The organism is Rhizobium sp. KNZ2-6A (genome assembly GCF_056755475.1).
Genome location: NZ_JBNDIC010000053.1, coordinates 1 through 18,595 on the forward strand (window position 1 = coordinate 1; position 18,595 = coordinate 18,595).

Annotated in this window: 15 protein-coding genes and 1 pseudogene; 11 read left to right on the forward strand and 5 right to left on the reverse strand. The window is 61.0% G+C overall.

The window, feature by feature from the left end; translation table 11 throughout:
* Positions 1-129: 129 nt before the first annotated feature.
* The 3 genes and pseudogenes from ACPYOP_RS27185 to ACPYOP_RS27195 form a co-directional block, all read left to right on the forward strand.
* Positions 130-1,845 carry a type I secretion system permease/ATPase gene (locus ACPYOP_RS27185; protein WP_481413367.1) on the forward strand — a complete coding sequence of 572 codons (1,716 nt, stop codon included), beginning with the start codon at positions 130-132 and terminating at the stop codon, positions 1,843-1,845.
* 14 nt (positions 1,846-1,859) lie between these two features.
* A complete protein-coding gene (locus ACPYOP_RS27190) occupies positions 1,860-3,305 on the forward strand; it encodes an HlyD family type I secretion periplasmic adaptor subunit (RefSeq protein WP_481413368.1) in 1,446 nt (481 codons plus the stop codon).
* A 7-nt stretch (positions 3,306-3,312) separates the two neighbouring features.
* Positions 3,313-3,570, forward strand: a pseudogene (locus ACPYOP_RS27195) (transposase); the annotation flags it as partial.
* Positions 3,571-3,669: 99 nt separating this feature from the next.
* On the opposite strand, the gene ACPYOP_RS27200 reads toward ACPYOP_RS27195, so the two are convergent.
* The 4 genes from ACPYOP_RS27200 to ACPYOP_RS27215 form a co-directional block, all read right to left on the reverse strand.
* The gene (locus ACPYOP_RS27200; protein ID WP_481413369.1) at positions 3,670-4,674 is read right to left on the reverse strand and encodes an aldo/keto reductase; all 1,005 of its coding nucleotides are present in this window, start codon (positions 4,672-4,674) and stop codon (positions 3,670-3,672) included.
* A gap of 185 nt (positions 4,675-4,859) precedes the next feature.
* Positions 4,860-5,285: a PIN domain-containing protein gene (locus ACPYOP_RS27205; RefSeq protein WP_481413370.1), complete on the reverse strand. Its 426-nt coding sequence runs from the start codon at positions 5,283-5,285 to the stop codon at positions 4,860-4,862.
* Entirely contained in the window at positions 5,285-5,539 is a 255-nt protein-coding gene (locus tag ACPYOP_RS27210; RefSeq protein WP_481413371.1) for a type II toxin-antitoxin system Phd/YefM family antitoxin, read from the reverse strand. The genes ACPYOP_RS27205 and ACPYOP_RS27210 overlap by 1 nt, the downstream gene beginning before the upstream one ends.
* A gap of 105 nt (positions 5,540-5,644) precedes the next feature.
* The gene (locus ACPYOP_RS27215; protein ID WP_481413372.1) at positions 5,645-6,370 is read right to left on the reverse strand and encodes a GntR family transcriptional regulator; all 726 of its coding nucleotides are present in this window, start codon (positions 6,368-6,370) and stop codon (positions 5,645-5,647) included.
* A 179-nt stretch (positions 6,371-6,549) separates the two neighbouring features.
* Here ACPYOP_RS27215 and ACPYOP_RS27220 point away from each other — a divergent pair, with 179 nt between their 5' ends.
* The 5 genes from ACPYOP_RS27220 to ACPYOP_RS27240 all read left to right on the forward strand — a co-directional run bounded on the left by ACPYOP_RS27220 (position 6,550) and on the right by ACPYOP_RS27240 (position 11,572).
* Entirely contained in the window at positions 6,550-7,536 is a 987-nt protein-coding gene (locus ACPYOP_RS27220) for an ABC transporter substrate-binding protein (protein WP_481413373.1), read from the forward strand.
* Positions 7,537-7,727: 191 nt separating this feature from the next.
* Positions 7,728-8,507: an ABC transporter ATP-binding protein gene (locus ACPYOP_RS27225; protein WP_481413374.1), complete on the forward strand. Its 780-nt coding sequence runs from the start codon at positions 7,728-7,730 to the stop codon at positions 8,505-8,507.
* Positions 8,508-8,514: 7 nt separating this feature from the next.
* Positions 8,515-9,438, forward strand: a complete 924-nt coding sequence (locus tag ACPYOP_RS27230; protein ID WP_481413399.1) for an ABC transporter permease — start codon at positions 8,515-8,517, stop codon at positions 9,436-9,438.
* An 18-nt stretch (positions 9,439-9,456) separates the two neighbouring features.
* Positions 9,457-10,704, forward strand: a complete 1,248-nt coding sequence (kynU, locus tag ACPYOP_RS27235; RefSeq protein ID WP_481413375.1) for a kynureninase — start codon at positions 9,457-9,459, stop codon at positions 10,702-10,704.
* A gap of 37 nt (positions 10,705-10,741) precedes the next feature.
* Positions 10,742-11,572, forward strand: a complete 831-nt coding sequence (locus ACPYOP_RS27240; protein WP_481413376.1) for an alpha/beta hydrolase — start codon at positions 10,742-10,744, stop codon at positions 11,570-11,572.
* Positions 11,573-11,633: 61 nt separating this feature from the next.
* Here the strand turns inward: ACPYOP_RS27240 and ACPYOP_RS27245 are convergent, their stop codons facing one another.
* Positions 11,634-12,065, reverse strand: coding sequence for a VOC family protein (locus ACPYOP_RS27245; protein ID WP_481413377.1), 432 nt, complete (start codon positions 12,063-12,065; stop codon positions 11,634-11,636).
* Positions 12,066-12,148: 83 nt separating this feature from the next.
* Between ACPYOP_RS27245 and ACPYOP_RS27250 the strand changes: the two genes are divergently transcribed.
* From ACPYOP_RS27250 to ACPYOP_RS27260, 3 genes are all read left to right on the forward strand, one after another.
* Positions 12,149-12,442 carry an FCD domain-containing protein gene (locus tag ACPYOP_RS27250; RefSeq protein ID WP_481413378.1) on the forward strand — a complete coding sequence of 98 codons (294 nt, stop codon included), beginning with the start codon at positions 12,149-12,151 and terminating at the stop codon, positions 12,440-12,442.
* A gap of 28 nt (positions 12,443-12,470) precedes the next feature.
* A complete protein-coding gene (locus tag ACPYOP_RS27255) occupies positions 12,471-14,939 on the forward strand; it encodes a glycoside hydrolase family 2 protein (RefSeq protein ID WP_481413379.1) in 2,469 nt (822 codons plus the stop codon).
* A gap of 393 nt (positions 14,940-15,332) precedes the next feature.
* Positions 15,333-18,593, forward strand: a complete 3,261-nt coding sequence (locus ACPYOP_RS27260) for a GH36-type glycosyl hydrolase domain-containing protein (RefSeq protein ID WP_481413380.1) — start codon at positions 15,333-15,335, stop codon at positions 18,591-18,593.
* Positions 18,594-18,595: the final 2 nt, after the last annotated feature.

The window sequence follows — 18,595 nt, forward strand, 5'->3', positions numbered from 1 at the left end:
ATCGATCTCAGCCATCTTGGCTCGTTAACTTAGATCCTGCGGGTCGCCGGCTTCGGCGGGCGACCTCATAGGTTGCAAAACCAACCAGCAGCCTCTTCTTGTCAGTATCAAGTACAGCGAGATCTGATAATGGCAACGCTTTCCACGAAGCTATCGCGCCCACAGACACAGCTCGTTGTTGCGCTCCGGGCTTGTGCCGGAGCCTTCGGGTTGGTTTTCCTCTATAGCTGCGGCTACAATCTCTTTCTTCTGGCGCCTTCCGTCTATCTCCTGCAGATCTATGACAGGGTCTTGTCGAGCCGAAGCGCTGACACGCTTCTGATGCTGACGATGATCATCGCCGTCGCCGTGCTGGTCGGATCCACGCTCGATATCGTGCGCAGGGCAGCTCTTTCGCGCATCGGCAGCTGGCTGGATCACAGGCTGCGGCCGATGGTGCTCACCGCATCATTCGAATATGCCGCGCGCGCCGATCCGGGAACCGCCACGGAATGCTACAGGGACCTGGCCGCATTACGCCAATTCCTCGATTCCCCGGCCAGCTCCCTTTTTTTTGACGTTCCCTGGGCGCCGGTCTTCCTGCTCCTGCTCTTTCTTGTTCATCCGCTGCTTGGGACCATCGGTCTTCTGAGCGCACTTGCACTTCTGCTGTTTGCATTCCTGACGGAACTGGCGACGCGAGAGCCGCTTGGCCGCGCCAATCTTGCCCTTTCGAAGAGCTACGTGCGATTTGCGAGCGCCCTCAAAAACATCGAGGTGATCCGGGCCATGGGCATGCAGTATGGCGCAGCTCTGGTCGTCTATCGCGATGCGGAAATGGCAAGACGGGCGCAGGATATTGCGATGCATCGCACCGAGATCATTCTCGGTTTCTCCAAAGCAATCCGCACGCTCGCGCAGATCCTGATGATGGGATGCGCTACATGGCTGGTGCTTGCGAGCAACAGCAGTCCCGGAATCATCTTCGTTGCAAGCTTGCTGCTCGGGCGCGGGCTTGCACCAATCGAGGGCGCAATAGGTGCATGGCGCTCCTTTATGTTTGCGCGGAATGCCTTCAATCGCCTGAACAGAATGCTGATCGCCATTGCATCGGAACCCGACGCCCGAACGGTGCCGCAACCGGAACCCAATGGCCTCGTTCTCGATAATGTCAGCTATATTCAGCCATTCGCCAACCGGCAGATATTGACTGGCATCACATTGCGCCTCGCGCCAGGTGATTGCGTAGCGCTCATCGGCCCGTCGGGGTCGGGAAAATCGACACTCGGTCGCGTCATAGCCGGCGTTGTGCAAGCAACGAGCGGATGTGCTCTTCTTGGTGGGGTCGATATCTCGGCTCTGCGCCTTTGCGGGGGGACCCGCCATGTCGGATACCTGCCGCAGGACATCGAACTCTTCGGCGGTGCGATCAAGGATGTGATAGGCCGGCTGGACGGCGGAGATCCCGTCAAAGCGATCGATGCTGCGAAGCTTGTTGGATTGCACGAAGCGATCATGCGGCTGCCCCGGGGCTATGAGACCGATATCGGCGAAGGCGGAAACCTGCTTCTTCGAGCTCAGCGCCAACAGTTGGGACTGGCACGGGCGGCCTATGGAAATCCGTCTCTTATCGTTCTCGACGATCCGAACTCGAGCCTGGACTATGACGGCGAACGCATGCTGTTCAGGGCGATTGAGCGCATGAAATCCAGGGGGATGACCGTCGTTATCATTACTCACCGCATGGGCATCCTGCCCGTCACCAACAAGATTGCCATCATGCGCAACGGGACGGTGGCTGCCTTCGGCGACAGCGAACGGATTTATGAAACCTATCTTCAACCATCATCGCGAACGGGAACGTAGGGAGGGACGCTGCTATGACCCTTGTTCGACTGGACGCGACACCGGCGAAATTTTCAAATTCGTCAGGGACAGGCGGGCGGTTCGCTCAACAATCGACAGCCACAGCCACACAACAGGCGGCCTATTCGCCGGTGAACGAGGCAAAGCAGCGCGGGCCTGCCCCCCCTTCGCCCATGCCGAGGCTCAGAGGCGTCGTTTGGACAGGTAACCTGTTGATCGGCGTCTTTATCGTCGGACTGGGAATCTGGTCGGTTCTGGCGCCGCTGAAGAGCGCTGCGATTGCACCGGGCGTTATCGAACCGGAGTCCAGCCGTAAGACCATTCAGCATCTGGAAGGCGGAATTGTGCGACGGATACTCGTCAAAAACGGCGATGCGGTCACGGCCGGGCAAATCATTATAGAACTCGACGATACGAAATCCCGCTCGGAACGCGATAGCATTCAAGGGCAACTTTGGGACGCCGAAGCAGGCCGCGCCCGTCTGCTTGTGGAGCAGACGGGCGGCGACCATGTCGCCTATCCCCAGGACCTCAGGGCGGCAATGGACAGAGATCCTTCGGTCAGCGCGATTTTGACCGGGCAACAGAAAATCTTCGAAGCGCGGCACCGCGTCATGCAGGCGGAAGTCGGGATCACCAATGAAAAAATCGCGCAGGTCCGGCAGGAAATAATCGGACTTGGCGCGCAGAAGGCAGCACTGGCCGACAGAGCTTCAATCTCGCAGGAAGAACTGGATCAGGTTACGCTCCTCAACGCCAAAGGACTGGAAAGAAAGAGCAGACTTCTCAACCTCCAGCGGGAAAAAGCGGACCTGGATGGCCAGCAAGGTCAGGTAGAAGCGCAGATCTCTCGCGCCTACCAGGTGATCAGCGAGTCACAGGCCGATCTCGCAAAGCTCGAGAGCGACCGGTTGAGCGAAGTCGCACAAGGCATGCGCGATACGGAAAGCCAGATCATGCAGTTGCGCGAGCGCCTGCGGGCGATCGACGACCAGCTTTCAAGGACCGATATCCGCGCTCCCGACGATGGAACAATCATGAATCTGCGCATCCACACAGCCGGTGGGGTGATCGGCGCGGGCGAGCCGCTCGTCGATCTTCTCCCGCGCGCCGATCGCCTTATCGTGTCCGCCCACGTCAGGCCGGAAGACATCAATCTCGTCCATGCGGGGCTCGAGGCGCAGGTTCACCTTCTTCCATACAATCAGCGGCGGGTTCCACTCCTGAAAGGCCGGGTCGAGTATGTATCGGCGGACCGTCTCATCGATACGCAGAGCGGCCAGCCATACTTCGCCGCGACAATCCGTGTAACCGACGAGCGGCTGGCGAAAATGAGCGATGTCGAACTGGTCGCGGGCATGCCCGCGCAGGCACTGATCGAAACAGGCGAAAGCAGCGTGGCGTTCTATGCCCTCAGGCCACTTCTCGACAGCTTCAACAGAGCATTTCGTGAGGACTGAAGCGGTGATGGGCAAGAGAAGATTCGACGACGATCAGATTACGGGCATTCTGAAGGAGCACCAAGCCGGAGTGAAGGTGGCGGATGTTTGCCACAAGCACGGCATCAGCGAACCGACTTTCTATCGTTGGCAATCCCTGCAGTTCGGAAATGCCGGCCTCGATGCCAGAAAGGTGAGAGCACTGGAGGAAGAGAACCAGAAGCTCAAGAAGCTTCTAGCCGAAGCCATGCTTTCGGCGGCAACGCTGAGCGAGATGCTGGCGAAGACATCGAAAGGGTGAAACCACCTCTGGACTGAGAGCTTGTTGGCCGCCTCCCGACGCTGTCAAAGCCAACGTGAAGAGGTGCCTCACCGCCGGATCTGGCTAGCTTGAGTGGAATTCAGACAGCGCTTGATCGATCTCCGACATCACATCAGCCGGCAATGGTCCCTTCGCCAGGGCGCCGGCGTTTTCCTCGACTTGGGCAACCGTGCGGAAACCGGGAATTGGCAGCGTGCGCGGTGAGCGCGCCCAGAGCCATGCGAGCGCACCCTGCGTGAGCGTGCGGCCATCTTCGGTCAGTAGTTTGCGGACCGCCTCCAGGCGCGCCGCAAATTCAGGAGCGATCTTGCCATCCTTGAAATAGACCATCCAATCGAGACTTGCACCGCGCACGTCCTTCTCGCCGACGGTTTTGTCCGAGGTGAACTTGCCGCTGAGCAGGCCCATGGCGAGCGGGCCGCGATTGATGGAAATCAGGTCATTGCGCTCGACGACCTCGATCATCGCCGGAACCGGCTCGAAAACGTTCATCGTATGCTGGATCGACACGAAGCCTGGCCGATGCACATGGCGTGCGGCGCGATCCGGATAGTCCGTGCTCCAGCCGAAAGCGTCGATCTTGCCTTCTGCCCTCAGCGTTTCGAGTGTCTCAAAAACCTCATCCGAAGCTTCGAGCGAAAAATCGTTGAGGTGGAATTGCAGCAGATCCAAACGTTCGCGGCGCAGACGGCGCAAGGACGTCTCGACAGACTGACGGATAAAAGCAGGATCGGCGAAAGCGCCTGTTGCTTGCTTGGTCTTCTCGTCGGTCGCAAAGCCGAATTTGGTGGCGATGATGATGTCGTCTCGATCGCCGATCGCCCTTCCCACAACCTCTTCGGAATGCCCGGCGCCGTAATTCGAGGCGGTGTCGAAGAAGCGAATACCGAGATCCACCGCCCGCTCGATAGCGCGAACCGATTCATTGTCATCGACTTCACCCCAGCCAAGTGGAACGTCGCCGGCATAGAACGGACCGCCGATCGCCCAGCATCCCATGCCCAGGCGTGGAATTTCTCGGCCGTTCCAGAGAGCTATTGTGGTCGCGCTACCGGGTTTAGTCAGCATGTCATCCTCCGCAATCGTCTGCCGTTGCAGACAGAAATAGGGAGAGATGCCCGCGTGATAAACAGCCAAATCTGCAGGGTATTTTTCATGGGTGAAAAACAGCCGTTAGTGGCAGCGCTGCCGGAACCAGAGCGGTATCGGCCCGCCACCATGGCATTAAGGTTTGAGGTGGAATGGTCAGGGAGCTATACCGGGAGATCCCATGGATTCACGAGTGCAATGCCCATACCCTCGAAATCCTTGGTGTTGCGCGTGACCAGCGTCATGCGACGCGTCAGCGCCGTTGCAGCAATATAGGCGTCGTTGATCGGCTTGGGGTCAGGCATATGCCATTGGGCCGCCTGAACGGCAGCCGCCTCATCCAGAGGCAGGATGCGACCGGAAAAAGTCGAGAGAACGGTGTTTTCCAGCCAGTAGCGCAATGCCTTCGCAGCAACAGGATCATTGTGCTCCACCAGCCGAACACCGACCTCCAGCTCGTGCAGCACTACAGATGAAATGAAGGTTTCGGCCGGATCGACGATTTCGTTCCAGAGCACAACATTGGGATGTGCCCTGCCGCTCGCAACCTTGCGCAACTCGGACACGACGTTGGTGTCGAGCAACAGCATCAGGACAGATCAACCGGTCGGGCACGTTCCTTGCGCTGCGGCAGCGGCAAGTCAACGTCTTCCGCTCCCGGTGCGGCGAGCATATCACCAAGTGTCCGCATCTTTCCGGTAAGCCGCTTGTACTCGTCGAACGACATGAGGACATGCGCAGGTCGCCCCCTGTCGGTGATAATGACAGGCCCTTCCTTCGCGGCGCGCTTTGCACGCCCAAGGTCCTGATTGAGTTCCCGACCAGAAAGCGTGGTGACGGTCATGACAAGCCTCAGCATTATGTGGTTACGTAACCACATTTAATTCGCGCGAACTCGAATTGCAAGATTCGTCGCCGCTGCGTGACGCCCATCCCAGCTCAGACGCTGCTAGGATTCATTTTCAGAGCGAATATAGACCTGCAGCGTGTAGCCGATATGCTCCGTCATCAGCGCCTTGGCGCGTTCGAGGTCGCGGTCGAGGGCAGCCTCCATCAGCGCCGTGTGATGTTCGATCGCCATCGCGTCCTTAAGCGCCGCCACCGCCTTCTCGTAACCGGCGGAAAGGCCGGCGGTTGCACGCTGCGTCGGCGCCAGGCCGAGGAAACGGTGGTGACGCCGAAGTTGATCAGTGATGGTGGACTGGAAGCGTTTGAGCCAATTCGATGTCGCAGCGCTTACCAGCGCGGCATGGAAGGCGGAATGCTTCTCGTCCCATTCGTCGGCCATTTCCTCGGAAGCCGAATCCGGCACGATCTTGCAGCGCGACAGCCGGTAGTGCGCTGTCACGACGGCGGATTCCCAATCCGGGCCGCCTTTCTCGATCGATTCCATGAACAATGGCAGCTCGATGACCATTCGCGCCCGCATCAGGTCTTCCAGCTCCGCCCTGGAAACAGGCGCGACCGCGAAGCCGCGATTGCTGACGGCCGTCACCAGCTTCTCGGCCTCCAGCCGCGACAGGGCCTCGCGAAGCGGAGTCCAGCCGACACCATAGGCCTCCCGCAGTGCGCCGAGCCGCAAGGATGCGCCAGGCCTGAGCTTCGTATTGAGGATATCGCGTCGCAACAGCCAATAGGCTGCCTCGGTCTTACTCAACGCATCCATGTCCTGCATGCCGCCATCCTCCGCAACGCCCGGATTATATATAAAACTCCCCAATGCAGGAATATATATATCAAAGGCATGGATAGTGCACATCATATATCTGAATTTGACAGGCTTGCAGCAGTCGCTATGATCCCCTCCAAGAGAGCCGAAGGAACACGGCTCCTTGTCACATCCGGGAGGAAAATATGCTGAGATCTACATCCAAATGGCTGTCCGGCCTCGTGGTCGCCGGCGCCGTTGTCGCTGGTGCCGCCACCGCTTCGGCCGAACCCATCAAGATCGCCATCGCCAATTTCGGCGAGCATCCGCAGCTCAATGCTTCGATCGCCGGCTTCAAGAAGGCGCTCGCCGACAACGGCTACGTCGAGGGCAAGGATGTCGTCTACTCCGAGAGCAACACGAGCTTCGACGCGTCGCTTGTGCCGCAAATGATCGCCAAACTGCAGTCCGAACATCCGAAGCTGATGTATACGGTGACGACCCCGGTGTCGCAGATCGCCAAGAAGGCGCTCGCCGGCTCCGGCATTCCGATCGTCTTCACCGCCGTCACCGATCCTGTCGCCGCCAAGCTCGTCCCGTCCTGGGATGCGGGCGACGTCGGCATCACCGGCTCGAGCGACCTGCAGGATATCTCCGCGATCCTGACCTTCACCAAGAAGCTGCTGCCGAATGCCAAGCGTCTTGGCGTGCCCTATAATCCGGGCGAGGCCAACGACGTCGCGCTGATCGACAAGGTCAAGGCCGCCGCTCCAGCCGCCGGCTTCGAAGTGGTCGCCGTCGGCGTCGATAATGTCAACGATATCCAGCAGCGCATCGCATCGCTCGCCGGCAAGGCGGACGTCATCTATACACCCGCTTCCAACCTGCTGCAGCCGGCAATCCCGGCCGTTGCCGCCGCTGCCCGCCAGGCGCAGATCCCGATCGTCAATTCCGACGACGCCGCGGTCCGTAATGGCGTCGTGCCGGCAAGCTTTGCCGTCAACTACGAGCAGGTCGGTGAAAATGCCGGCAAGATCGCCGCGCAGATCCTTAAAGGTGCCGATCCGAAGACGATCAAGCCTTCCCGTCCGGCCTATGAGGACCATGCGCCGCTGATTAACAAGACCGTGTTGAAGGCATTCGGCGCCGAGGTGCCGGCTTCGCTTGCCGATTGCAATTGCTTCACGAAGTGATAGGCGGCATCTTCTACTGCATAATTCCTTAAATCGACGTGGATTTAAGGATAAAATTATGCAGCAGATTTAAAGTGCTACAGCGACCTTTGCGCGTCACATGTGACGCGCGGCGCTGTAGGATCAATCCGATCCATGGCGGCGTCAAGGACGCCGCCATTTCATAACCCTATACTGCAGGGGAGGCACGGATGCTCGATATCAAATCCGCGCGCAAGGTTTTCTACAGAGGCCAGCCCGACGAAAAGGTCGCGCTCAACGGCCTGACACTCTCCCTCAAATCAGGCGAATTCGGCGTCGTCATCGGTTCGAACGGCGCCGGCAAGAGCAGCATGCTGAATGCGATCTCGGGCGCTCTCAGCCTCGATTCCGGTCAGATCCTCATCAATGGCGCCGACGTCACGGGCATGCCGGTCCACAAGCGCGCCGCGCGGCTTGCCCGCGTGTTCCAGGATCCGATGAAGGGAACCGCCGCCAGCATGACGGTCGGCGAAAACATGCTCCTGGCGGAACTGCGCGGCAAGAGCCGTGGATTTCGCCCCGGCCTGAACGCCGCCCGTCTTGCCGCCTACAAGGAGCGCCTCGCCGTTCTCGGCCTCGGCTTGGAGAACCGCCTGGATACCAAGGTCGAGCTGCTTTCGGGCGGTCAGCGCCAGTCGCTGTCGCTCATCATGGCGGTCGGCGGTTCGCCCGATGTGCTGCTGCTCGATGAGCATACGGCAGCGCTCGATCCGCGGACCGCCGATATCGTCATGCAGGCAACCGTACGTACAGTCGAAGCACTCAAGCTGACGACTTTGATGGTGACGCACAACATGCAGCACGCCGTCGATTTCGGCGACAGCATCATCATGCTCGATGCTGGCCGCGTGCATCTCGAAATTGCCGGGGAAGGCAAGCGGCGCATCACCGTGCCCGAATTGATCGGCCACTTCGCCGTCAAAACAGACCGAATGCTGCTGGTGAGCTGACATCATGATGGATTTCATTCAATCAACCGTTTCGAGCTTCGTCTCGCTCATCCCGGTCACGCTGGCACAGAGCTTCATTTTGAGCTTCGTCGTCCTCGGCATCATGATCCCCTTCCGGATGCTGAGCTTTCCGGACCTGACCAGCGAAGGCGCGTTTCCGCTCGGCGGCTGCGTCTGCGGCATCCTGCTTGCCGCCGGCGTCGCGCCGCCGCTTGCGATCGCCGTTGCTTTTGTCGTCGGGCTGGCCGCCGGCTGCTGCACGGCCATCATCCATCTGCGCTTCCGCATTCATACGCTGCTTGCCGGCATCCTGATGTCGACCATGCTCTACAGCGTCAATCTCGGCATCATGGGCAAATCGAACCTTTCCGTCTTCGGCTCGCCGACGGTGTTCGACTGGGTGCCGTTCGCGACCCCGGGCTTCCCCGCGAGCAAGATCGTTATTGCCGGCATCCTTGCGCTCATCGTGCTGATCGCCCTTAATCTCTATTTCAAGACGGAGAAAGGCACGGCCATGCGTGCCGTCGGGTCCAATCCCGACATGGCCGAGGCGCAGGGCATCAATGTCTGGGCCGCAACCATCAGCGGCGTCGGCATCGCCAGCGCCTTTTCCGCCGCCAGTGGCGCGCTGATGGTCCAGTCACAGGGCTTCGCCGACGTCAACATGGGCATCGGCATCCTGATCAACGGCCTGGCGGCGCTGATGATCGGCGAAGCCTTTACCGGCAAGCAGACCGTGCTCAGGCAGTTGCTGGCGCCCTTCGTCGGCTCGATCATCTACTATCAGCTCGTATCGCTCTGCCTTGCCGCCGGCATGCCGCCGCCGAACCTGAAGCTCGCCACCGGCCTGTTCGTGCTCATCATGCTGGCGCTGCCGAGCATCCGCCGCAGCCGCGGCGGTGGGGCCACCCGAGAAACCATTCGCGAATAAGTTACGAGGCAACGACTTATGGACAGCCTTCCCGATCTCGCGGCCGTCGAGGCCATGGACGAGGCCGACCCGCTGCGCGCCTTTCGCAGCCGCTTTGCCCTGCCGGCGGGCGTCATCTACCTCGACGGCAATTCGCTCGGCGCGGCCTCGCACGAGGTCTTTGCCGAGGTGCGCCAGGCCGCGATGGAAGAATGGGGCAATGGCCTGATCCGCAGCTGGAACAGCGCCGGATGGTTTCATCTGCCGCTTGAGCTTGGTGACCGTATCGGCCGGCTGATCGGCGCCGCCGAAGGCCAGACCGTGGTCACCGACTCCACATCGATCAACATCTACAAGACCTTGCATGCGGCGCTCGCAATGCGGCCCGGCCGCAACGTCATCGTTGCGGAGAGTGATAGTTTCCCAACCGACCTCTATATGGCGGAGGGCGTGGCTTCGACCCGCCCTGGCCTGACGCTCCGCCTCGAGGGCCGCGATGCCGACACCATCGAGGAACTGATCGACGACAGCGTCGCCGTGGTCCTCGTCAATCACGTCAACTACAAGAGCGGCGAGCTGCGCGACATGGCGACGCTGACGAAGCGCATTCAGGCTGCGGGCGCGCTCGTCATCTGGGATCTGTGCCATAGCGCCGGCGCCCTGTCCGTGGATCTGGACGGTGCGGGCGCCGATTTCGCCGTCGGCTGCACCTACAAATATCTGAATGGCGGCCCTGGCGCGCCGGCTTTCATCTATGCGGCGCAGCGTCATCATGCATCGATCGTCCAGCCACTCAGCGGCTGGTGGAGCCATGCCCGCCCCTTCGCCTTCGAACGGAGCTTTGATGGCGACGCCGGCATTAAGCGCTTCCTGTGCGGCACGCAGCCGATCCTGTCGCTGCGAGCGCTGAAAGGCGCCCTGGCCATCTGGGACGAAGTGGACATGAAGGCCTTGCGCGCGAAGAGCATCGCTCTCACGGAGCTCTTCATCCGATTGGTCGAAGCCAAATGCGGCCAATATGGCGTCGAGCTCGATACGACCCGCGACAGCGACAAGCGCGGCAGCCAGGTATCCTTCATCCACAGCAACGCCTACGAGGTCATGCAGGCGCTGATCGAGCGTGCCGTCATCGGCGATTTCCGGGCACCTTCGACATTGCGCTTCGGTTTCACGCCGCTTTACGTCGGCTATCGCGACGTCTGGCGGGCGGTGACGGTGCTGGAGGAAATCCTGAGCAGTGGATCTTGGCAGGATGCGCGCTTTGCAGTGCGCTCGGCGGTAACCTGAGCCGCAGAGGGTCGATAGCCTAAAAGAGGGGCTGGACATGAGCTATTTCAAGGTGACCGATTGGGAGGCCGCCTATACCAACGGCGCCTATATCGTCGACGGTGACAGATGGCCGGCGGCCTGGGTCGAGCCGGCCAGGGCTTTCCGCGAGAGGCTGGCGGCGGTAGGACGGGCAAAGCTCGATCTTGCCTATGGTCCCGCCGAGCGCAATCGCCTCGATCTCTTCCTGCCCGAAGGTCAGCCGAAGGGATTGGTGGTCTTTGTCCATGGCGGCTATTGGCTGCAACTGGACAAAAGCTACTGGTCGCATCTCGCTGGCGGCTCAATAGCCACAGGATATGCCGTCGTGATTCCCTCTTATACGCTCTGCCCGGATAATCGCATCGCCGGGATCGGCAGGGAGATCGCAACGGCGATCACCGCAGCCGCCAAGATGGTCGGGGGGCCTATCATCCTGACGGGGCATTCGGCCGGCGGTCAGCTTGTCGCCCGCATGATGACGACGACATCGCCGCTCAGCAAGATCATCCTCAAGCGCATCCGGCACGTCCTTGCTATTTCCGGCGTGCACGACCTGCGCCCGATCATGAAGCGCGCCATGAACGAGCAGCTTCGCATCGATGACATTGAGGCAAGGGCCGAAAGCCCGGCCCTACTGGAGCCGCTCGAGGCCATCCGCCTCACATGCTGGGTCGGGGGTGCCGAGCGTGCCGAATTCATCCGCCAGAATGCGCTGCTCGCCAATATCTGGACCGGGCTCGGTGCGGCAACGCAGGTCGTGGTCGAGCCGGACAAGCACCATTACTCGATCCTGGACGGCCTTATCGACGCCGGTCATCCGCTGACGCGAACCCTGCTTGCGGAATAGCAGTCTTCCGATTTCCGCAGGAAATGCCCTCGGCACGCTTCAGGCCGAGGGCATCATATTGTCAGCCTTCGACAGGCGCGTTCATCGCCCAGAGAACGCCGAACGGATCGCGGAGCTGCCCCCAGCGATCGCCCCAGAACATGACCTGCGGCTCGACGACGACCTCGGCCCCGGCATCGACGGCGCGCTTCCACCAGCTGTCGAGGTCGTCGACGACGAGCTGCATCACGAAAGACTGCGGCTTCTCCAGCGCATGGCCGTATTCGGGAAAAGCATCGCCCAGCATGACCGAGCTGCCATTAATGTAGAGGTGGATATGCATGGTCCGGCCTTTTTCGTCGACCGGAAACATGAAGGCTTCCTCCGCCCCGAAGGCGCGCTTGTAGAATTCGGCGGCCTTCGTGGCGCCGTCCACCGTCAGATAGGCCACCACGCCGCCACGAACAGGGACGCGGGGCTGCTGGGATTGCGATTGTTCTGTTGCATCGGTCATACTCGTCTCCTTGGAACGGGTCTGCATATCCGCCCTTATCGATGGGCTGTCCCAAGGACGTTAGTCGCTCACGACTTCCGACAATGGTAATTGAAGTTTTTTGCTTTTCGAGCGCGGCCGGTTCAGCCCTTTCGCACGTCATCCATGCGCGGGCTTTCGGTCATAAGAGCCTGTCACAAGTCCTTGGCATTCTGCGGCCATTGTTGCGGCGGCTCATGGAGGCGGACAAGGGCTCTCGCAAGGCCATCGACAGCGCCTATAATGAACATCCGAGGATCATCGAAGCGTTGGAACAACGGGATCGAATCGCCTACGTCTATCCCATGAACCGCCATCCGCAGGCAGGCCGGCAATTCATCACGCCAAAAGCTGTTTGAGACATCCATTTCATAACGGACGCATGACATGAAAAGACAGACGCTCGACGCCGGCTGGACCCTCTCGCGCCTTCGCGCACCCTCGAGCGCACCGGCCCTGCCCAATTCGATCCCCGCCGCCGTGCCGGGCAATGTGCATCTCGACCTGATGGCGGCGCAGCTGATCACCGATCCCTATCTTGACGTCAACGAGATCTCGCAGGACTGGATCGGTCGCTCCGCCTGGCGCTATCGCCTGGCTTTCGATTGGGATGGCGAGGATGCCGAACGCATCGATCTCTCCTGCCTCGGCCTCGATACGGCTGCGCGCCTGGAGCTGAACGGCACGCTCCTTGGCGAAACCCGCAACATGCATCGCAGCTACCGCTTCGATATCGCCAACCACCTGAAAAGCGGCCGCAACGAATTGATCGTCGATTTTCAATCGGCCTACGAGCATGGCGAGGAGGTGCGCAAACAGCTCGGCAGCGCCGCCGATATTCCCCAGAACTATCCCGGTCCAAGCAATCTCATCCGCAAGATGGCCTGCAATTTCGGCTGGGACTGGGGGCCGAGCGTAGTCACCTCGGGTGTCTGGAAGCCGATCCTGATCGAGAGCTGGTCGAAGGCGCGTCTCGGCAGCATCCGCCCGGAAATCACGCTGCAAGGCAGCCAGGGCGTTGCGCGCCTGCATGTCGAGATCGAATGGGCCGACAAGGGCACGGATAGTGCGGCGCTGGTATTGTCCATCGGCGGCAAGCGCGCGGAAGTTCGCGTCGCACAGGGCGAGGCCCATGCGCTGATCGAATGCCGTATCGACAATCCGCAGGTCTGGTGGCCGCATGGAATGGGCGGCCAGCCGCTTTACGATCTCGACCTGCAGCTGCTAGGCTCGGATGGCGCGGCGCTTGAGGGCTGGAAACGGCGCGTCGGCTTCCGATCCGTGCGGCTCGATACGACACCGGATGAGATCGGTTCGGCCTTCACCCTCGTCGTCAACGACGTGCCGGTCTTTGCCCGTGGCGCCAACTGGATCCCCGACGACTGCTTCCTGCCGCGCGTAACCCGCGAGCGCTATCGCGAGCGGATCGCCCAGGCCCGCGATGCCAACATAAACATGCTGCGCGTCTGGGGCGGCGGCATCTATGAGACCGACACGTTTTATGAAGAATGCGATGCCGCCGGCATCATGGTCTGGCAGGATTTCCTGTTTGCCTGTGCCGCCTATCCCGAAGAAGAGCCGGTCTATAGCGAGATCGAGGCGGAAGCGCGCGAGGCGATCGCAAGGCTCATGCCCTATGCCTCGCTGGTGATCTGGAACGGCAACAACGAGAATATCTGGGGCTATTTCGACTGGGGTTGGCAGGATGTGCTCGGCAATCGTCCCTGGGGCGCCGGCTACTATCTCAATCTTCTGCCGAAGCTGGTGGCCGAGATCGATCCGACCCGGCCCTATTGGGCGGGCAGCCCTTATTCGGGATCCATGGAGATCGCGCCGAACGCGGACGAGCATGGCTGCAAGCATATATGGGATGTCTGGAACGAAGTGGGCTACCAGGCCTACCGCAACTATATCCCGCGCTTCTGCTCCGAATTCGGATGGCAGGCGCCGCCGACCTTCGCAACCCTTGCCCAGTCCGTTCGCGAGAAAGACCCCGCGCCGGCTTCGCCGGGCGTGCTGCATCATCAAAAGGCGACCACCGGCAACGATAAGCTGTTGAAGGGGTTGGAGGGCTGGTTCCGACCGCCGGAGAATTTCGACGACTGGCTCTTCGTCACCCAACTCAACCAGGCGCGTGCGATCAGCTACGGGATCGACCATATGCGCTCGCATCGGCCGACCTGCATGGGCACGATCGTCTGGCAGCTCAACGACTGCTGGCCGGTCACCTCCTGGGCGGCTGTCGATGGCGCCGGCCGGAAAAAGCCGCTCTGGTATGCCTTGAAGCATAGCTATGCGCCGCATCTCCTCACCATCCAGCCGCGCGGTGATGGCTTGGCTGCGGTCGCCGTCAACGACGCAAGCCTGTTCTGGCGCGTGCCCTTCACTGTCGAGCGTTTCGACTTCAACGGCACGCTGCTTGCCCGCCATCACGTCTGGCGCATCCTTTGCGATCGCTTCGAGAATACCGATATCGAGATTCCGGCCGAGGTCGCGACCCCGGGCGATCCGCGCCGCGAATATCTGCGCGCTCGCTTGGGCGATGCCGAAGCCTGGTGGTTCTTCGAGAAGGATATGAAGCTGCAGTACCCACAGCCCCGCTTCGACATCGACAGCGCCCAGACGACGGACGGGATCACTGTCACCATCACGGCGCAATCGCTGCTGCGCGATGTCTGCCTGTTCGTCGACCGCATCAGCCCGAACGCCGAAGTCGACGACATGCTGGTCAATCTCGCACCCGGCGAAAGCAAGACGTTCAAGGTCAAAGGCATCTCCAAGGAAGCCTTTGACGAGGCCGATCTTTCGACCATCCTGCGCACGGCCAACCAGATTGCCGAGCCTCCGCATCACTGAAACGGAGCGCTCTTCCACGGAAAAGATCCGGCGCATTGCGCCGGATATACGTTCAAAGCATCCGCAGACCATGGCTAATGCATGTCGCGCAAAAGTGTGTAGCGGTTTTGCGGCAACGACATGTGTAAAATCAAAGACCTAAAGCGCGAAAAGCGAATCTGAAAGATCGCGACGCGCTTTAGAGCGTGATGCCGAAAAGTGTATGCGGTTTTCGGGCGACATCACGCTCTACTTCTTTGATTCTAGAGCGGATTCAGATTTTAGGTCGACCCGACCTAAAATCATCCGGCTCTAGTGATCACACGCTCGAATAGGAAAATGCCTCCTATGATCGGGCGCAGCCTTATGATCTAGTGCCCCTCATCCGATCCATGAATCAGCGAGACACCGCTTATGTCCTCGGACACCATTCGTAGCTTTCAAACGCCCCGTCGCGAAGAACTCGGTCTCACCACGCTCGGCAACACTGCCGGACTTTCGGCTTCGGTCTTGCCGAACGGCACGCTGTTTTCCATCGATTTCGCCGACCAGCAGGGCGGCATCATGATCAACCAGGTGCTCGGATCGCCCGTCTATGGCGGCATCGGCCGGCTCTATCTGCGTGTCGGCGGCGCCAAGCCGGCAACGGCAGAAATCGTCGGCCCGAAGGCTGCCGTGCGGTTCGGCCATGGAAATGGTGGGTTCTCCTGGACCGGCGAGACGGCCGGCGTGAAGCATACCGTCAGCCTGCGGCTGCACCCGAGCGAGAGCGCATGGTTTTGGCAGGTATCGCTGCAGAACAGCACGAGCACCACGGTTTCGGCCGATCTCGTGCTTCTTCAGGATGTCGGTCTCGGCGATCGCGGCTTCCTGATGAACAGCGAAGCCTATGCCTCGCAATATATCGATCATCATATCGCCAGCCACGCCGCCTTCGGTCCCGTGATCATGAACCGGCAGAACCTCAAGCAGGGTGGCGGACGAAATCCGTGGCTTGCACAGGGCTGCCTCGACGGGGCAGCAGCTTACGCGACCGATGCAATCCAGCTTCTCGTGCCGTCCAACGGCGGCGACGGTATCATGGTGCCGGATTTCGGCAGCGATTTGCCGAGCATACGCCGCCAGCACGAAGTCGCCTGCCCGGCAATCCAGTCAAAGCCGCTTTCGCTGGCAGCCGGTGACGCCACCACGACGACCTTCTTCGGCCTCTTCATCGCCGATCATCCGGCCGCATCAAGCGATGCCGATCTCGCCCATCTCGATGGCCTGCCGAAGCTTCAGAGCGAGCTCGTGGTGGACACGATACCGGCCGCCCAGTCCGCGCGCAGCCTCGTGCAGGACGCGCCCCTTGCCGAGAGCGACAGCTTCGACCAAGCCACGATCGACGCGCTTTATCCCAAGCGGATGCTGGAAGAACATGCCGACGGAAAGCTCATCTCCTTCTTCGTGCCGGATGGGCCGCATAACAGACACATCGTGCTTCAAGAAAAGGAACGGCTGGTCGCCCGCCGTCACGGCGCCATCGTCCGCAGCGGACAGAACATGCTTCTCGACGACCAGACGCTGGCCGCGACCTGCTGGATGCAGGGCATATTCGCCGCGCAGCTGACCATCGGCAACACGTCCTTCCACAAGCTGTTCTCCGTTTCCCGCGACCCGTACAATCTGACGCGATCGAGCGGCCTGCGCATCCTCGTCGACCTCGGTGACGGCTGGCGCCTGCTTGGCGTGCCCGCCGCCTTCGAAATGGGCTTGAGCGATACGCGTTGGATCTACAGGCTCCCCGGCCGCACCATCTCTGTCTCGGCAATCGCCTCCGGCGACGATCCGGCCATGCAATGGAGCGTCGCGGTGGAGGGCGAAGCCTGCCGCTTCCTCGTCTTCGGCCATATCGTGCTTGGCGAACGCGACTATGAAGCCGTGGCGAACATCGCGGTCGATGCGGCAGCCAAGCGCATCTCCTTCCGGCCGCAGCCGTCCTGGCTCTGGGACCGTTACCCGAAAGCTGGCTACCATCTTATCACGTCGACCCCGGATGCATTCGAAGCCTTTGGCGGCGACGAATTGCTTTATGGCGACGGGGCTGCCCGCAACGGCCCGTTCATCGCTCTGAAATCGAAGCCAACGAAGGCACTGCGCTTTGCGGTCACCGGATCGATGACCGATCCGGATGCGGCCGAGGCCCTTGCCGCGCGCTACAGCGCCGGTGTCGAGAGCGAAGAGATGCTGGCGCCGGCGCAACGCTTCTGGAGCCATGTGACGCGAGGCGCTCGCATCGAGGGCGATGGCCGCGATGTGGCGGCGCAAGCAGTCATGCTGCCCTGGATCGCGCATGACGCCATCGTGCATTTGAGCGTGCCGCATGGGCTCGAACAATATACGGGTGCGGCCTGGGGAACGCGCGACGTCTGCCAGGGGCCGATCGAATTCCTGCTGGCCTACGAGCATGACGAAGAGGTCCGACAGATCCTTTTGACGCTCTTTTCCGAGCAGTATCGCGATCGCGGCGACTGGCCGCAATGGTTCATGCTGGAGCCCTACGCCAATATCCGTGCCGGCGAAGCGCATGGCGATATCGTCGTCTGGCCGCTGAAGGCGCTCTGCGATTATATCGAAGCGACCGGCGACATTACCTTCCTTGCCAAAACAGTGCCGTGGCGCGCCGACGACACGATGCAGCTGACCTTGGAGCACGCGACGATCTCCGATCACGTCGAAAAGCTGCTGGAAACGGTGCGCAGCCGCTTCGTGCCGGGCACGAGCCTGATCCGCTATGGCGAGGGCGACTGGAACGACAGCCTGCAGCCGGCCGATCCGCATTTGCGCGACTGGATGGTCAGCAGCTGGACGGTATCGCTGCTTTACGAGCAGCTGGTGCGCTATGCCAATATCCTGACGCTTGCCAGCCGCACCGAGGAAGCGCAATCGCTGCAGGCGACCGCCGTCGCCATGCGCGCCGATTTCAACCGGCTCCTGATGCGCGACGGCATCGTTGCCGGCTACGGCGTCTTCGATCCGAGCCATGACGGCGTCGAGCTGCTGCTCCATCCTGAGGATACGCGCACCGGGCTGCATTATTCGCTGATCGCGATGACGCAGCCGATGATCGGCGGCCTCTTCACGCCCGATCAGCGCCATGCCCATATGAAGATCATCCGCGAGAACCTCTTGTTCCCGGATGGCGTGCGGCTGATGGAGAGACCCGCGACCTATTCCGGCGGGCCGGAAAAACTCTTCCGGCGCGCAGAATCCTCGTCCTTCTTCGGCCGTGAGATCGGGCTGATGTATGTGCATGCGCATCTGCGCTATTGCGAAGCGCTGGCGCTGGACGACGATGCGGAGGCCGTTTGGCAGGCGCTCGCACTCGCCAACCCGATCGCCGTCAGCGGCCGGGTGGAGCATGCATCACTGCGTCAGCGCAACACCTATTTCAGCAGCAGCGACGCGGCCTTCGACGACCGCTATCAAGCTTCTGCGGAGTGGTCGCGCGTCAAGGCGGGCGATATCGCCGTCGATGGCGGCTGGCGCATCTATTCGAGCGGCCCCGGCCTCTACACCAAGAGCCTGATCAACAATGTCTTCGGCTTCCAGCGGCAGTTCGGCCAGCGCATCCGCAAGCCGCTCCTGCCGGCCTCGATCGGCGCCTGCGAGGTCAAGCTGGACTTCAAGGCCTGAGC

Coding starts and splice junctions, on each gene's coding strand:
- ACPYOP_RS27185 (WP_481413367.1), top strand. CDS start 130: ATGGCAACGCTTTCCACGAAGCTATCGCGCCCACAGACACAGCTCGTT.
- ACPYOP_RS27190 (WP_481413368.1), top strand. CDS start 1,860: ATGACCCTTGTTCGACTGGACGCGACACCGGCGAAATTTTCAAATTCG.
- ACPYOP_RS27200 (WP_481413369.1), bottom strand. CDS start 4,674: ATGCTGACTAAACCCGGTAGCGCGACCACAATAGCTCTCTGGAACGGC.
- ACPYOP_RS27205 (WP_481413370.1), bottom strand. CDS start 5,285: ATGCTGTTGCTCGACACCAACGTCGTGTCCGAGTTGCGCAAGGTTGCG.
- ACPYOP_RS27210 (WP_481413371.1), bottom strand. CDS start 5,539: ATGACCGTCACCACGCTTTCTGGTCGGGAACTCAATCAGGACCTTGGG.
- ACPYOP_RS27215 (WP_481413372.1), bottom strand. CDS start 6,370: ATGCAGGACATGGATGCGTTGAGTAAGACCGAGGCAGCCTATTGGCTG.
- ACPYOP_RS27220 (WP_481413373.1), top strand. CDS start 6,550: ATGCTGAGATCTACATCCAAATGGCTGTCCGGCCTCGTGGTCGCCGGC.
- ACPYOP_RS27225 (WP_481413374.1), top strand. CDS start 7,728: ATGCTCGATATCAAATCCGCGCGCAAGGTTTTCTACAGAGGCCAGCCC.
- ACPYOP_RS27230 (WP_481413399.1), top strand. CDS start 8,515: ATGGATTTCATTCAATCAACCGTTTCGAGCTTCGTCTCGCTCATCCCG.
- kynU (WP_481413375.1), top strand. CDS start 9,457: ATGGACAGCCTTCCCGATCTCGCGGCCGTCGAGGCCATGGACGAGGCC.
- ACPYOP_RS27240 (WP_481413376.1), top strand. CDS start 10,742: ATGAGCTATTTCAAGGTGACCGATTGGGAGGCCGCCTATACCAACGGC.
- ACPYOP_RS27245 (WP_481413377.1), bottom strand. CDS start 12,065: ATGACCGATGCAACAGAACAATCGCAATCCCAGCAGCCCCGCGTCCCT.
- ACPYOP_RS27250 (WP_481413378.1), top strand. CDS start 12,149: ATGGTAATTGAAGTTTTTTGCTTTTCGAGCGCGGCCGGTTCAGCCCTT.
- ACPYOP_RS27255 (WP_481413379.1), top strand. CDS start 12,471: ATGAAAAGACAGACGCTCGACGCCGGCTGGACCCTCTCGCGCCTTCGC.
- ACPYOP_RS27260 (WP_481413380.1), top strand. CDS start 15,333: ATGTCCTCGGACACCATTCGTAGCTTTCAAACGCCCCGTCGCGAAGAA.